The sequence below is a fragment of the Dyella sp. 05T440 genome (genome assembly GCF_056395965.1).
Genome location: NZ_JBFTKN010000003.1, coordinates 123,017 through 137,364 on the forward strand (window position 1 = coordinate 123,017; position 14,348 = coordinate 137,364).

Consider the following 14,348-nt stretch of genomic DNA (forward strand, 5'->3'; position numbering starts at 1 on the left):
GGCATGGGCTAAAGACCATGTTTTGCCCCGATTGCCCTGCCCGATGGGTCAGCCGCGATCGCCGAACAGGATGGCGAGCAGGAAGGCTTCAACGAGATGTTGCATGCCTTGCGACACCAGCGCATCGGCCGTATCGCCGCCCAGTTCGGCAATAGGCGTCTGGTGCCACCACTCCGAGATGCGTATCTCGTCGGGCTCGATCATCAGCGCCAACTGGAGGAGCTGGTATTGCCCCACGCGGTCGATGACACGCGAGTTGCCGCTGGGCTTGCTCCAGCGGATAGGCACCGGTATGGGATTGAACGATGAGCGTGGCTTGACCAGATACATAGTCATTCACCGCTGCGCTTGCACGTCGGCCCCGACGGATTGCCGGCCAACCGAAGGTGAATGTAAGTCGATCCAGCACGCCCGTCGATTGTACCTGGGTATCATTTTTCCCGGGAAAAAAGCCTTGAAAAGCGCTGCATCGACAGCCTTCCGTCGAAGCGCGACTGCTCGGTGGCGACTGGCGATCTGCCTTCGCGTTGCCGATCAAGAAGCGTTTCACTCTTGATACAGTGAAAATAATCACATTGAAAACGCATGGAACGCAGCGTAGAACCGACGTTGCAGGCGATTGATGTCGTGCTCATCAACTTGAAGCCGCCGTCGATTGCCTGCGTGAGCCACGTGCGGATCCGTGCAGGTTGCGGCCCCATGTCATCTTGAACCGCGCGACAGGGGCGCCTCTGCCATCGGAGATCACGATGCGCCCGCCCCATGCACCGGACCGGGACTCCGCGCACCCTCCTATCCCGTCTGCCACGCCCGTGATCTTCGTCGTCGACGACGACTTGTCCGTGCGCGAAGCGCTCGAGGCGATGATTCGCCTGGAAGGCTGGCAAGTGGAGACGTTCGCGTCCGCCCAGGCCTTTCTGGCGCGCCCTCGCGTGTTCGCGCCAAGCTGCCTGATCCTCGACATATCGTTGCCGGATCTCGACGGGCTGGATGTGCAGGACGCCATCGGCCATGACCGCATCGACATGCCGATCATCTTCATCACCGGATTCGGGGACGTTCCCACGACGGTGCGCGCGATGAAAGCGGGCGCAGCGGAATTCCTCACCAAGCCGTTCGACAACGAAGTGATGCTGGAGGCGATCCGCCAGGCCATCGCGCACAGCCGCGCCACGCTCGAGCAGGAGCTCGACATCCTGGTACTCGAGCAGCGCCGGGCATCGTTGAGCCGGCGCGAACGGGAGGTGATGGCGCTGGTCGTGGTGGGCTTGCTCAACAAGCAGATTGCCGCTGAACTGGGCATCAGCGAGATCACCGTCAAAGCCCATCGCGGCCAGGTGATGCGCAAGATGATGGCCGGCTCGCTGGCCGAGCTGGTGCGCATGGATGCCAGGCTTCAGCAGGCGCATGCGGCAAGGGAAGCCCACGACCACAGCCGGTGATCGACCATCGACTTACCCTGCCGATCGTCGATCACACGCAGTGATCGTCACACCGGTGGACCAAACAGCTTGTGCGCAATGCGCCACCGGTCATCACAACGCAGCAGCGACAGCACGTTGTAGTAGTGGTTGCCGAGAAAACGCAGCTCCGCCGTCACCGTGGCCATGTCGCCAAGCACGTGGATGGACAGCACGCTCATGGTGAACGCTTCGCCTGCCGCGCGCGGGCTTTGACGAGAGCCCACAGCCTCCACGTATTGACTGGCCGTGCGCGAGCGGAAGCTGCCCGTCACCAGGTCCTCGACACGCGCATCGGGCAGGAACACCTCGCGCAAGGTTTGCGTGTCGCCCTCATAGATGCTGCGCAGGTATCGGTTGGCCAGTTCGAGTACTGCCTGATCGTGGGTCATGCGCGTTGCCTTATCCGACCTTGGTGTCCAGGCGCGAACCGGTCACGGTGCGCACCCGCGAGATCAGCTGCTGCGCGTCGATATACCCTGGCGCGACGCTATAAAGTCTATCGCCATCTTCCAGCAGCAAGGATGGAAAACTGGAGATGCCCCAGCGACGCGCCTGCAGGAAATCCTCCTGTGTTGCCGTCACGGCCTCGGCCGATTGCCAGGCGGCGAGAAAATCCCCCGGCGTGGTTGCAAAACCCAGCGCGCCCATGACGGCAGATGCCACCTCGGCGAGCACCTCGCCCTTGGTGATATCGCGCCCGTCGACATAGAACGCACGCTGGATGCCGCGCAGCACCTCGAGCTGATCGATCGCAGGCGCCAGTCGTCGTGCGGTGACCACGGCGCGGCACGCCGGCTCGGTGTCGTAGACCAGATGGTCGTTGGCGAGGAAGGCTTCGCGATTGAATGGCAGGCCGCTGGCCGCTTCCACGCGCGACCAGTGCTCAAGCCGTGCGACGCGCTGCTGCCTCGGCATCACGGCGGTTTCACCGGGGCGCAGGCCGCCAACGACCACCTCCAGCTCGAGGCCCGGGATGGCCTCGCGCAACGCCGTGACCTCTTTGCCAAAGCCATAGCACCAGGAACACATGGGATCGGCGACCAGGACGAGTTTCATGTTTGCTGCCTCGAATGCTTGACAATGCGTCCACTGTATTCCTGCGTTCCATAGCCATAAATGTGGTTCAATGCATTTCAGTTGATACGTGGCGTAATGAATCATGCGTCGCCAATTTGATGATGTGCTGCTGGGTAGCATCGAGTTGTTCTGCCTGGCTGGTGAACTCGGCAGCTTTACCGCCGCCGCTGCTGCGGCTGGTGTGACGCCCGCCGCGGTCAGTCGCTCGGTGGCCCGGCTCGAAGAGCGCATGGGCGTGCGGCTGTTCGTGCGCACCACCCGACAGATCCGCCTGACCGACGTCGGTCGCGCCTATTTCGAAGAGTGCCGGCAGGCGCTCGCCCAGCTGATCGAAGCCGAACGCATGGCCACTGGCCAGCAGCTGCGCCCCGTCGGAACGCTGCGGATCAGCGTGCCGACCACCTACGCCCACTACCGGCTGCTGCCGCTGCTGCCCGCGTTTCGCGAACAACATCCGGAAGTGCAGCTGGAAGTGCATGTAAGCAATCGCAACGTCGATTTTTCCGAAGAGGGTTACGACCTGGCCATCCGCGTGCGCGCACCCGCCGACTCGACCTTGATTGCCCGCCACCTCGAAGATGCCGAACTCGTCGTCGTGGCGTCGCCCGATTACCTGGCCGCGCGCGGCACGCCTGCCGTGCTGGACGACCTCAACCGGCACGAATGCATCCAGTTCGATCTGCCCAGCAGCGGTCGGCGCATTCCATGGTTGTTCCGGGATCAGGGCAAGGATGTCGAGATCGCCGGCGATGGCGGCTATGTCTTGTCCGAAGATGTGCTCGGCGGCGTCACGCTTGCGCGTCACGGTGCCGGCCTGTTTCAGACTTACCGCTTCATCGTGGAAGACGACTTGCGTGATGGCCGCCTGGTGGCGGTGCTCCCGGCTTTCGGTGGACGATCGCGACCCTTCAGCCTGCTTTACCCGCATGGCCGTCACCTGCCCTTGCGCGTGCGCAGCTTCATCGATTTCCTGGTGCAGCAGGTTGCCTGAGCACCCCGCGGGCTTGTTACCCCAGGTATCAATAGAAGTGTTTCACAGCGCGTTTATGCACGCCATTGCATGACCTACCATCAGCGGCTGCCCCAGCCACCGTCGACGAGCACCCCATGATCGATCTCTACACCTGGAAAACACCGAACGGCCGCAAGCCGGTCATCGCACTGGAAGAACTGCAGCTGGAGTATCGGGTGCATGCGGTGGATATCGGCAACGACGCGCAGTTCCTGCCCGACTTCGTCGCGATATCGCCCAACAGCAAGATACCGGCGATGGTCGATCGCGAGAATGGCCTGACGCTGTTCGAGAGCGGCGCCATCCTCCAGTACCTCGCCGACAAGACCGGCAAGCTGCTGCCCACCGGCGGTTCAGCGCGCTACACCGCCTTGCAGTGGTTGAACTGGCAGGTCGGTGGTGTAGGACCGATGTTCGGCCAGCTTGGTTTCTTCGCCAACCGCGCGAAGGAGAGGATTCCGCTGGCGATCGATCGCTACCTCACCGAATCCAATCGCCTGCTCGATGTGCTCGAACAACGCCTGTCGCAGTCGGCGTATGCGGGCGGCAACGAGTACGGCATCGCTGATATCGCGATCTATCCGTGGGTGGCGGCCGTGATTACTGCCAACCCGAGCCTGCTGGGCGATGCCCGCGCCAGGCGCCCGGCCGTGGATCGCTGGATGACGCAGCTTGCCGCGCGTCCCGCGGTGATCAAGGGCATGAACGTTTTGCAGGACGCCTGACGCGGGAAGCACACGGTAGGTGCGGATGCCCGGATCACTTATCATGGGCGGATGCTCAATCCCGCCGATCTGCCCGTATCGACGCTCCTGACTGAAGTCAGCCGCGATGGTTTCGCCTTTGCGGCATCCGACCGCATGCAGCCGCTGCTGACTGCAGTAGGCGCGTTGTCGGACTGGCCGGCCTTCGTGGACAGCTGGAACCAGCTGGAACCGGACCCCTACCTGGCCGCGAAGGGACGCTTCCGCCGCCGTCGGCACGCGACGTTCTCTGCCACGGCACAGGGCGTCAGACCGGAAGCGCATCAAGCGCATTTTCAGGCGCTGCAGTACAACGCGCTGCAGGGCGATATCGAACGATGGTTCGAGCCGGTCGTTCCCTCGATCGTCGCGGGCGCCAGCATGCGTTGCATTCTCGACTTCTGCCATGCGTTTTTCGGCTCGCTCGCACCAGCTGTGCCTCGTTGGCATATCGAAGTGCATCAATTCCGCATCGAGGCCACCCGCGATGCCGCGGGTGAGCCCACGCCGGAGGGCAGTCATCGCGATGGCGTCGACTATGTCTTGGTGCTGCTGATCGATCGCCACAATATCGCCAGCGGCACCACCACCATCCATGCGCCGGATGGGCGTTTGCTTGGCGACTTCACCCTCACCCATCCGCTGGACGCGGCGTTGATCCACGACCCCAGCGTTTTCCACGGCGTGACACCGGTGCGACCGCTGGTGGCTGACGAAGCCGCGCATCGCGATGTAATGGTGGTGACGTTCAGGGCATCCGCTTGAGCGACTAGCGTTTGCGTAGTGGCAGCTCGACGCCCGCTGGCTGCTGCGCGCGATAGATCAGATACGACAACGTCCAGGCCAGGGCGAACATGCCGATCACGGCAAAGCCGAGGCTGTCGGTGTGGTCGTTGAGTGCGCCGATGATCTTCCACGCCGCGCCCTGCCAGCGAAACGTTTCGCCCAGCCATCCCATCGCCTCGGTGCCCGCCACGATGATCGCGACCAGGGCGGAGACCAGGGTGATGGTCATGTTGTAGTAGAGCTTGCGCAGGGGCCGCACAAATGCCCAGTCATACGCGCCCAGCATCACCACGCCATCGGTGGTGTCGATCAGGGACATGCCGGCGGCAAACAAAGCGGGCAATACGAGGATCGCCATGATGGACACGCCCTTGACCGTCTCCTGCGCGGACACCGTGAACATCGCTATTTCGGTTGAGGTATCCAACCCCAGTCCAAACAGCAGCCCGAGCAGAAACATGTGATGGCTGCGCGCCACCAGGCGAAACAGCGGCCGAAAAATACGGGCCAGAAAGCCACGTTGATGCAGCAGCCGATCGAGGTCCTCCTCGATATATACGCCGCCGTTGCGATATTGCCGATAGCTCTTGTGGATCGACAGGAAGATGGCGAGATTCATTACCGCGATGGCGAGCAGGAAGGCCACCGACACCGACGTGCCAATCGCCGCGCCCAGGTTGCGCAGATGCTGGAACACCGCCAGGGAACGCGTCGCGCAGGCCACGCACACTGTGACCAGCACCACGATGGTCGAATGCCCCATCGCAAACCAGAAACCCACCGACACCGGGCGTTGTCCCGCCTGCATAAGCTTGCGCGTGACATTGTCGATGGCGGCGATATGGTCGGCATCGATGGCGTGACGAAGGCCAAGGCCATAGACCAGCAAGGCCACGCCAAGCAACGACGGTCTCGCATGCAGGGCGGCAATCGCCCAGATCCACGCACCTACATTGAAGACAATCAGCACGGCATAGATGAAATGCAGCTTCTTGCGAATGCCGATACCCTGGGCGTGTGCGACGCCTGGTCGGAGAGTCTCGGGGAGATGTCGGCATGGGCTGTGCGCGGAGTGCATCGCCCTACTAGAGCTGCCCCTGACATCCACCGCAACCCATACTTCCGCATAATTGCTTGCCCTGCGCACGCAGCGCAGCATCCAGTGGTTCGTTTGCGTGCGTGCGATACGCCCTGATGTCGTCATGAAGACGCATGCGCCTGATGAATCGGCGCGGCCAGCGCCATGCATCCCTCCATCACGCACAGGCGGTCAATCATGTCGCACCACTATCCCGGCCCGGACTTCGGGTTTCCCCATGGCGATGCCCGCCTCAATCTCACCGACCTGTATGCCTTCCCCAAACCAGGAAGCTCGGACAAGTCCATCCTGGTGATGAACGTGCATCCGTCGGTAGGCGTGAATCCCGAAGGACCCACCACCAACGAGCCTTTCTCGGCGGATGCGATCTATGAACTGAAGATCGATACCGACGGCGATGCCGTCGCCAATATCTCGTACCAGGTGCGCTTCTTCTCCAGCAAAGGCTGGGCCCTGGCCGCCACGTTGCGCCGACTTGAGGGCGCGCAGGCTGCGGGCATCGGCGACAGCGGCACGCTGATCGTCGAGGAGGCGCCAGTGTCGACAGGGCCCATGGCTGTGGTGACGGAAGCTGGCGAGTACCGTTTCTTTGCCGGCTGGCGCAGCGATCCCTTCTTCTTCGACACGCGCGGCGCGCTGAACAATTTCCAGTTCACCGGCGACGACTTCTTTACCGAGGGCGATGTATGCAGCATCGTGATTGAAGTGCCCAACACCGCACTCGGCACGGGCCAGCTGGGCCTGTGGCATCGCACGCTCAATCGGGTGGATGGACATTGGGTGCAAGCCGATCGTGCAGCGCGCCCATCGCAGGAAGTCTTTCTCGCGGGCGATCAGAAGAGTCTCTATCTCGCCAGCGAACCGGCCGAGGACGCCCGCTTCATTCCCACCTTTGCGCACTCGCTGGAACACACCGGTGGCTACACCCCGGAAGAGGCCAAACGTGTAGCGAGCTCGTTGCTGCCGGACATCCTTCGCTACGATCCCGAACAACCGGCGTCCTACCCCCGCAACGGGAGAGGCCTGACCGACGATGTGATGGATGTGTTCCTGCCGCTGATCACCAACGGCAAGGTGCCGGGCGACAAGGTGGGACCGCACAAGGATCTGCTCAGCGAGTTTCCCTATCTTGGCCCGCCGCACAAGGTACGCACCGAGGCATAGAGCGGATATCTATAGCCCGTCGACGGCTACTGCGGCCTGGGCAACGTTGTCTTCGCCCATATCGCGCAGCTGTTCGCCATAGTGCCTCGGAGAAAGACCGACCACGCGTTTGAACGCATGACTGAACGCACTCTCCGAGGCATAGCCCAGCGTTTGCGCCAGCGCCGCCACCGGCGCATCGCCGCGACGCAGCGCCTGCTCGGCCAGTCGCATGCGCCAGCGCGTGAGATACGAAAGCGGCGCTTCGCCGGCCACCGCCTTGAAGTGCGTCGCAAAGCTGGTGCGCGACATGGCCGAGGCACGCGCGAGCTGATCCAGTCGCCAGGCGCGCCCGGGTTCGCCGTGGATCAATCGCAGAGCCGGCGCGAGACGTGCGTCCGTCGCCGCCCGCAACCAGCCGGCACGCAACGCGCCGCCTGCCGCCAGATGCGCACGCAAGACCTGGATAAACAGCAGATAGCCCAGCTGCATGGTGGCCAGGCCCGAGCCCGGCAAGTCGGCGCGCTCGCGCAGCAACTGATCGAGGATCCAGCGCAAGGCCTGTGCCTCCGGCGCCGAGCCATGCACATGGATATACGGCGGCAGCACATCCGACAGCAAGGCACCGTAGGAAGGATGCAGATGCACATGGCCACCGATCTGCACCACCTCGGCCTCGTCAATATTCACCCCATCCACGGCCACCATCGGCTCGCTGCGATTTGCAAACAGCTCATGCGAGGCGCGTGGTGTTGCTGTCAAATCACTCGCCAGTACGAAGTTGCGCCTGAGGGCGAGCAAGATCACGTCGCCCGGCTCCAGCCGTAACGGACTCGCCTCGCCTTCCAGCTGCAACCAGCAGGCGCCGCGCACCGCCGCGAAGAACTTGAGCTTGCCCGGCGCAGGAAAACGAATCGCCCATGGACCCGATGCCATAAAACCGCCGGTCACCAGCGATTGCACATTCGCCAGCTTGAGCACATCGGAAAGCGGATCGTTGAGCATGCCTGAACGATTGGGCATGTATCAGGGATTTTCAAGCATTCATCGTACGAGGCGCGATGTCTAGACTAGGCGTCACCTTCACCGGAACCCTCCCCATGCCCAGCTTGCAAGCCCCCATCCATACCGGCTTTTCCGCGGCCACCACGGCGCAGGACGTGCTGGCCGGCATCGACCTTACCGGCAAGACCGCCATCGTCACCGGTGGCTACTCGGGCATCGGCACCGAGACAGCGCGCGCATTGCGCGCGGCGGGTGCGCGCGTCATGTCGCGAGTACGACCGCTGGATCGCCTACGGCCAATCCAAAACGGCCAACGCGCTGTTCGCCGTGGGCCTGGATACGCGCGGTGCGCCCCACGGTGTGCGCGCCTTCTCCGTCCATCCGGGCCGCATCGTCACCGACCTGGCCCGACACATGAGCGCGGAAGAACTGCGGAAGATCGGCGCCATCGACGAACACGGCCAGGCGGTGGTCGACCTCTCGCTGGGCCTCAAGAGCGTGGCGCAAGGCGCGGCGACCAGCGTATGGGCAGCCACCAGTGCGCAACTGGATGGCCTGGGCGGCGTCTACTGCGAGGACTGCGATATTGCTGAACTTGCACCCGACACCGAGGCCACCGAGGCAGGTCAGGCGACCTTGTCGAGCGGTGTTCGCCCGTGGGCGACCGATCCCGCGGCTGCCGAACGGTTGTGGACGCTGAGCGAGCGGTCGACGGACGTGCGCATCGCATCGACGTAAGCTTTACGGCGCATCGCGTCTAATCACTCGGCTTGCTGATCCACACAGAGCGCGATCAGCACACGAGTGAATGCCATGACGACGTACCAGAGCGTTCAGGTCCAAGGCTTGAACCTCTTTTATCGCGAAGCCGGCAGCAAGAGCGCACCCGGCGTGCTCCTGCTGCACGGCTTTCCGTCGTCGTCGAGGATGTACGACAAGCTGATACCGATGCTCGCGGTGCGATACCACGTGATTGCTCCCGACTATCCGGGTTTCGGACACTCCGATGCGCCCGACCCCGCCATCTTCGCCTATACATTCGGGCATCTTGCGTCGGTCATCGAAGCGTTTACCAAGCAACTGGGCCTGCAACGCTACACGCTGTTCATGCAGGACTATGGCGGCCCGGTTGGATTTCGGCTCGCGCTTATGCATCCCGAGCGCATCCACGCGATGGTGATCCAGAATGCCGTGGCGCATGAAGAAGGCCTCGGGCCACTGTGGGCAACGCGTCGTCAATACTGGGCCGACCGACATGCCTTTGCCGACAAGTTGCGCGCGAATCTGATCTCGTTCGAGGCAGCCAGACAACGTCACCTCGGAACCGATCCCCACACCGAACTGTACGACCCGGATCTGTGGACCGACGAATCCGCCTTCCTGAACCGACCCGGCCAGGACCGCATCCAGGAAGATCTTTTCTACGATTACCGAACGAACGTGGCCTCGTATCCGCAGTGGCAGGCTTATCTCAAGGCACAGCAGCCGCCTTTGCTGGTGTTGTGGGGAAAATACGATCCGTCGTTCGTCGAACCCGGTGCCTGGGCTTACCAGAACGACGTTCCATCGGCGGAGGTCCACTTGCTGGACGCCGGCCATTTCGCGATGGATACCAAGGTGCTGCAAGTGGCCGATCTCACCCTGCAGTTTCTGGATCGCCACCGCATGCGCATGGCGCAGGCCTGAGGCTGCGTGGCGGAGCACCGGGATTGTTGCTGCTCACGGAAGACTGACTATCGATTCGTGGCTATTCGATCCTTGCGCATGGCGTCATAGAGTGGAAGGCAGCTGCATGGCATTCGCGGTTATCGGTGCAAAGGACGCAGCGATGGCCGCCCCCGATGAGGTGTTTGCATGGCTCGTGATCGCGCTCGCCTGATTTCCCTGCTACTGCTGCTGCCCTATCTGGGGCTGCTCTGGGTGTCGTTCTATAACAAGGCCGAGCCCGCGCTGTTGGGCTTTCCGTTCTTCTACTGGTACCAGCTGCTATGGGTGCCGATCACGGTCATTCTGCTCTGGATCGTCTATGGGAAATCGCGTCATGACGACTGAGCCCGACTTTGTCGCCATCGGCGTCTTCACTGCACTGTTCGCACTCGTCACCGTGATGGGTTTTCTGGCCGCGCGCTGGAAGCAATCGTCCGAACCGACCAACCTGGATGAATGGGGTCTGGGCGGTCGCCGTTTCGGCACCTGGATCACCTGGTTTCTGGTCGGCGGCGATTTCTATACGGCCTATACGATTATTGCCGTGCCTGCGCTGGTCTACGCCGTCGGCGCTTACGGCTTCTTTGCCCTGCCCTATACCATCATCGTCTACCCGTTCGTGTTTGCCGTGATGCCGGTGCTGTGGCGCAACGCCAAGGCACACGGCCATATCACGGCGCCGGATGTGGTGTATGGCCGCTTCGGTTCGCGTGCGCTTGAGCTGGCGGTGGCGATCACCGCCGTCATCGCCACCATGCCGTATATCGCGTTGCAGCTGGTGGGCATGGCGACCGTGTTTGCCGCCCTGGGATTGAATGGCGAAATTCCGCTGATCATCGCGTTCGTGATACTTGCCGTTTATACCTACTCCTCCGGCATCCGCGCGCCGGCGCTGATCGCCTTCGTCAAAGACATCCTCATCTATATTGCGGTGATCGCCGCGGTGGCCGTCATTCCCAGCAAGCTGGGCGGTTATGGCGCTGTCTTCGATGCCGCCGCGCAGGCATTCAAGGACAAGGGCAGCGGCAGCATCCTGCTGGATCCGGCCCAGTTCATGCCCTATGCCTCGCTGGCACTGGGTTCGGCGCTGGCAGCCTTCATGTATCCGCACACCTTGACCGGGATCTTTGCGAGCAAGAGCGCGAACACCATCCGCAAGAACGCGATGCTCTTGCCGGCCTATACCTTGCTGCTAGGCCTGCTTGCCCTGCTCGGCTACATGGGGCATGCCGCTCATCTGAAGCTTGCCAGCAACAATGATGTCGTGCCGGCCTTGTTCAAGGCGCTGTTCCCCAGCTGGTTCGCGGGCTTTGCCTTCGCCGCCATCGGCATCGGGGCGCTGGTGCCCGCCGCGGTGATGAGCATTGGCGCGGCCAACGTGTTCACCCGCAACTTCTGGAAGGCCTATGTGAATCCGGCGGTCAGCCCGCAAGAGGAAGCGCGTGTTGCGAAGATCGCGTCGCTGGTCGTCAAGGTGGGCGCGCTGCTGGCCATCCTGTATCTGCCCACGCATTTTGCGCTGGACCTGCAATTGCTGGGTGGCATGTGGATCCTGCAGACCTTCCCTGCACTGATGTTCAGCCTGTTCGCCTCGCGTGTCGCCGCGCGCTGCCTGCTGATCGGGTGGATCGCCGGCATGGCCAGCGGCACCTGGCTGATCTGGTCGGATGGACTCAAGCCGATCCATCACTACGCGTGGGGATCGCTTTCGGTCTCGCTGTATACGGGGTTGGTGGCGCTGATCATCAATCTGCTGGCGGTGGCGATCGTGCATGCGGTCGGCAGCCTCTCGTCCAAAGCAAACCCGTGACCCTCTCTCCATCTTCCACGCAAGCCGTGGCGAGCTCCGCGCCCGGCGGAGTTGGCCATTTCAATCGAATAGCCGGCGGCAACAACTCACAGGTGATCGACATCGATCATCGCCTTGGCAAAGGCCTCCGGCGCTTCCTGCGGAAGATTGTGACCGATGCCACCGGCGATATCGCGGTGCGCATACTTGCCGGTGAATTTCTTTGCATAGGCGCTGGGATCAGGATGCGGCGCGCCATTGGCGTCACCTTCCATGGTGATGGTGGGCACCGTAATGACAGGAGCGGCGGCGAGCTTCTGCTCATACTCGTCATACTTCGCTTCGCCCTGGGCCAGCCCGAGACGCCAGCGGTAGTTGTGGATCGCGATGGCCACATGATCGGGATTGTCGAAGGCGGCGGCTGACCGCTCGAAGGTGGCGTCGTCGAAATTCCATTTGGGCGAGGCGAGTTGCCAGATGAGCTTGGCGAAGTCGTGCCGGTATTTGTCGTAGCCCTCCTTGCCGCGATCGGTCGCGAAGTAGAACTGATACCACCATTGCAGCTCCGCCTTGGGCGGCAGCGGCGTCTTGCCGGACGCCTGGCTGCCGATCAGATAGCCGCTCACCGATACCATCGCCTTGCAACGCTGCGGCCACAGCGCCCCGATGATATTGGCCGTACGTGCACCCCAGTCGAAGCCGCCGATGGTCGCCTGCTTGATCTTGAGCGCATCCATCATTGCCACGATGTCGACCGCTAGCGCCGCCGGCTCGCCGTTGCGCATGGTGCTGTCAGAAATGAAACGGGTGGTGCCGTAGCCGCGCAGATAGGGAACGATCACCCGATAGCCCGCCGCGGCCAGCAAGGGCGCCACGTCCACGAAGCTGTAGATGTCGTAGGGCCAGCCGTGGAGCAACAAGGCCACCGGTCCGCCGGCGGGGCCAGCCTCGGCATAACCGATACTCAGATCGCCCGCCTTGACCTGCTTGAGCGGCGCAAACGAAGTGTGCGCAGCTGCCTTGGCCGGCGCCTGCATCTTGGGATCCGTGCTGCCCTGTTGCGCATGGCTCAGCGACGCCACGCCCAGCTGCGTGGCAGCCAGCGTGACAGCCGCGGCACCCACCAGCTGGCGGCGGCGGACGTCGATGTCATCGGTCGAACCGGTGCGCTTCATGGCGTTCCTCTTGGCGGATGCAGCAAACGATTCAGCCGAAGGTGAACACAAACGCTTCGGCGCCCGGATCGAGAAACTCGATCGCGAACTCGTGATCGAAGATCGGCAAGGGCTGCCGGATCAGTTGATACATCCGCGGCCCGGTGACCGTACCTTCGCCCTGCTCGTTCACGTCAACACCGTGGGCGGCGCCGGGCGGTTTGCCATCGATGGTCACGCGAAAGCGCACCGATGTGCCTGGCGTTGCCGGCCCCATCACCAGATGCAGGTCGCGCGCATGAAAATGGTAGGCAATGCGTCCCTGGGCCTTGTTCAGTACGGCCGAATGCTTGCCCACTGTCCAGTCGCCTACCAGCGCCCACTGGTTGAGATTCAGCAGGGATGGCCTGGCGTAGACATTGCGCTCGCTGAACCGACTGGCGCCGGTCGAGGCGAAATTCTCGCGGCGCTCGGAGCCGATATAGGTTTCCTGCGATCTCACATCGTCCCAGTCGGGAGCGGCCTCAACGCCGCGCGCATCGACGGTCACCAGGTCGTGGCTCACCTGCGTGGCACCGGCCTCGACCAGCAATTGCTGGATGACCCGCTCGGACTGGTCGTACTCGCCTTCGCCAAAGACGTGATGGCGTATCGCGCCCTTGGCATCGATGAAGTACAGCGCAGGCCAGTACTCGTTGTTGAAAGCGTTCCAGATCGCGTGCTGGCTATCGATCGCGGTGATCAGGGGTGGACCGAAGCGCAGATCCTTCACCGCCTGGCGAACGTTGTCGGGGTCTTTTTCAAACGCAAACTCGGGGGCGTGCACGCCGATCACGACCAGGCCCTGTTTCTGGTACTTGTTCGCCCACGCGCGCACATAGGGGAGCTGACGTATCGAGTTGATGCACGAATAGGTCCAGATATCGACCAGCACCACCTTGCCGCGCAAGGCCGCGGGCGTCAGTGGCGGCGAATTGAGCCATGCCACGGCGCCATCGAGCGACGGGAGGCTGCCTTCACGAGGCAAGTGGATCGCACCCGGCGCCGGTGCCGCCGCGTCGCTTTGTTCCCGCGCGTGCGTCGCCAGCAGGAATACCGTGGCAAGCACCACCAAGGAGGCCAGCAGGCGCTGGTTTGCTTTCATGTTCAGACCTTGATCCTAGTCGCACGCTGGCCACCCGCCGTCGCGGTACGGACGTCTACTTGGGTCTTGCCCAGTAGCGCCGGCGCCATCGTCTCATCGCCAGCGCGGCAAGCCGACGGGCGCCCGCTGCCCTACCCGTCCGCGAGGCTGCACCCGTCGCCCGTGCAGCGTCTATCGAGCTTTGGTATTGGTTGGGCCGGGCGCCGTCACATCGCCTCCACACATT

Annotated in this window: 17 protein-coding genes; 9 read left to right on the plus strand and 8 right to left on the minus strand. The window is 62.8% G+C overall.

Annotated elements, in window-relative coordinates; genetic code table 11:
* Window positions 1-48: 48 nt before the first annotated feature.
* Both AC1DE1_RS04900 and AC1DE1_RS04905 read right to left on the minus strand, forming a co-directional pair.
* A complete protein-coding gene (locus AC1DE1_RS04900) occupies window positions 49-336 on the minus strand; it encodes a hypothetical protein (protein ID WP_477175550.1) in 288 nt (95 codons plus the stop codon).
* Between the two features lie 95 nt (window positions 337-431).
* A complete protein-coding gene (locus AC1DE1_RS04905) occupies window positions 432-701 on the minus strand; it encodes a hypothetical protein (RefSeq protein WP_477175551.1) in 270 nt (89 codons plus the stop codon).
* A 48-nt stretch (window positions 702-749) separates the two neighbouring features.
* On the opposite strand from AC1DE1_RS04905, the gene AC1DE1_RS04910 reads away from it, so the two are divergent.
* Window positions 750-1,442 carry a response regulator transcription factor gene (locus AC1DE1_RS04910; protein ID WP_477175552.1) on the plus strand — a complete coding sequence of 231 codons (693 nt, stop codon included), beginning with the start codon at window positions 750-752 and terminating at the stop codon, window positions 1,440-1,442.
* A gap of 47 nt (window positions 1,443-1,489) precedes the next feature.
* On the opposite strand, the gene AC1DE1_RS04915 is transcribed toward AC1DE1_RS04910, so the two are convergent.
* Both AC1DE1_RS04915 and AC1DE1_RS04920 read right to left on the minus strand, forming a co-directional pair.
* Complete coding sequence (locus AC1DE1_RS04915) at window positions 1,490-1,852, minus strand: nuclear transport factor 2 family protein (protein WP_477175553.1); 363 nt, start codon at window positions 1,850-1,852, stop codon at window positions 1,490-1,492.
* 10 nt (window positions 1,853-1,862) lie between these two features.
* The gene (locus AC1DE1_RS04920) at window positions 1,863-2,519 is read right to left on the minus strand and encodes a DsbA family protein (RefSeq protein ID WP_477175554.1); all 657 of its coding nucleotides are present in this window, start codon (window positions 2,517-2,519) and stop codon (window positions 1,863-1,865) included.
* Between the two features lie 103 nt (window positions 2,520-2,622).
* Here AC1DE1_RS04920 and AC1DE1_RS04925 point away from each other — a divergent pair, with 103 nt between their 5' ends.
* From AC1DE1_RS04925 to AC1DE1_RS04935, 3 genes are all read left to right on the plus strand, one after another.
* A complete protein-coding gene (locus tag AC1DE1_RS04925; RefSeq protein ID WP_477175555.1) occupies window positions 2,623-3,531 on the plus strand; it encodes a substrate binding domain-containing protein in 909 nt (302 codons plus the stop codon).
* Between the two features lie 116 nt (window positions 3,532-3,647).
* Window positions 3,648-4,277 (plus strand): glutathione S-transferase N-terminal domain-containing protein, encoded by a 630-nt coding sequence (locus tag AC1DE1_RS04930; RefSeq protein WP_477175556.1) that lies wholly within the window; start codon window positions 3,648-3,650, stop codon window positions 4,275-4,277.
* 51 nt (window positions 4,278-4,328) lie between these two features.
* Window positions 4,329-5,060 carry a 2OG-Fe dioxygenase family protein gene (locus AC1DE1_RS04935; protein WP_477175557.1) on the plus strand — a complete coding sequence of 244 codons (732 nt, stop codon included), beginning with the start codon at window positions 4,329-4,331 and terminating at the stop codon, window positions 5,058-5,060.
* Between the two features lie 4 nt (window positions 5,061-5,064).
* Here the strand turns inward: AC1DE1_RS04935 and AC1DE1_RS04940 are convergent, their stop codons facing one another.
* A complete protein-coding gene (locus AC1DE1_RS04940; protein ID WP_477175558.1) occupies window positions 5,065-6,159 on the minus strand; it encodes a HoxN/HupN/NixA family nickel/cobalt transporter in 1,095 nt (364 codons plus the stop codon).
* Window positions 6,160-6,357: 198 nt separating this feature from the next.
* Here AC1DE1_RS04940 and AC1DE1_RS04945 point away from each other — a divergent pair, with 198 nt between their 5' ends.
* Complete coding sequence (locus tag AC1DE1_RS04945; protein WP_477175559.1) at window positions 6,358-7,344, plus strand: DUF4331 family protein; 987 nt, start codon at window positions 6,358-6,360, stop codon at window positions 7,342-7,344.
* Between the two features lie 9 nt (window positions 7,345-7,353).
* On the opposite strand, the gene AC1DE1_RS04950 is transcribed toward AC1DE1_RS04945, so the two are convergent.
* Window positions 7,354-8,346, minus strand: coding sequence for an AraC family transcriptional regulator (locus AC1DE1_RS04950; protein WP_477175560.1), 993 nt, complete (start codon window positions 8,344-8,346; stop codon window positions 7,354-7,356).
* Between the two features lie 234 nt (window positions 8,347-8,580).
* On the opposite strand from AC1DE1_RS04950, the gene AC1DE1_RS04955 reads away from it, so the two are divergent.
* The 4 genes from AC1DE1_RS04955 (at window position 8,581) to mctP (ending at window position 11,845) form a co-directional block, all read left to right on the plus strand.
* Window positions 8,581-9,066, plus strand: coding sequence for an SDR family NAD(P)-dependent oxidoreductase (locus tag AC1DE1_RS04955; protein ID WP_477178933.1), 486 nt, complete (start codon window positions 8,581-8,583; stop codon window positions 9,064-9,066).
* Between the two features lie 75 nt (window positions 9,067-9,141).
* Window positions 9,142-10,014, plus strand: a complete 873-nt coding sequence (locus tag AC1DE1_RS04960; protein ID WP_441602210.1) for an alpha/beta fold hydrolase — start codon at window positions 9,142-9,144, stop codon at window positions 10,012-10,014.
* 168 nt (window positions 10,015-10,182) lie between these two features.
* On the plus strand, window positions 10,183-10,380 hold the full coding sequence (locus tag AC1DE1_RS04965) for a DUF3311 domain-containing protein (protein ID WP_441602211.1): 198 nt from the start codon (window positions 10,183-10,185) through the stop codon (window positions 10,378-10,380).
* Window positions 10,370-11,845: a monocarboxylate uptake permease MctP gene (mctP, locus tag AC1DE1_RS04970; protein WP_477175561.1), complete on the plus strand. Its 1,476-nt coding sequence runs from the start codon at window positions 10,370-10,372 to the stop codon at window positions 11,843-11,845. Before AC1DE1_RS04965 ends, mctP begins: the two co-directional genes overlap by 11 nt.
* Window positions 11,846-11,931: 86 nt before the next feature.
* Here the strand turns inward: mctP and AC1DE1_RS04975 are convergent, their stop codons facing one another.
* The gene (locus tag AC1DE1_RS04975) at window positions 11,932-12,999 is read right to left on the minus strand and encodes an alpha/beta fold hydrolase (RefSeq protein ID WP_441602213.1); all 1,068 of its coding nucleotides are present in this window, start codon (window positions 12,997-12,999) and stop codon (window positions 11,932-11,934) included.
* Window positions 13,000-13,030: 31 nt separating this feature from the next.
* The gene (locus AC1DE1_RS04980; protein ID WP_441602214.1) at window positions 13,031-14,122 is read right to left on the minus strand and encodes a redoxin domain-containing protein; all 1,092 of its coding nucleotides are present in this window, start codon (window positions 14,120-14,122) and stop codon (window positions 13,031-13,033) included.
* Window positions 14,123-14,348 lie beyond the last annotated feature (226 nt).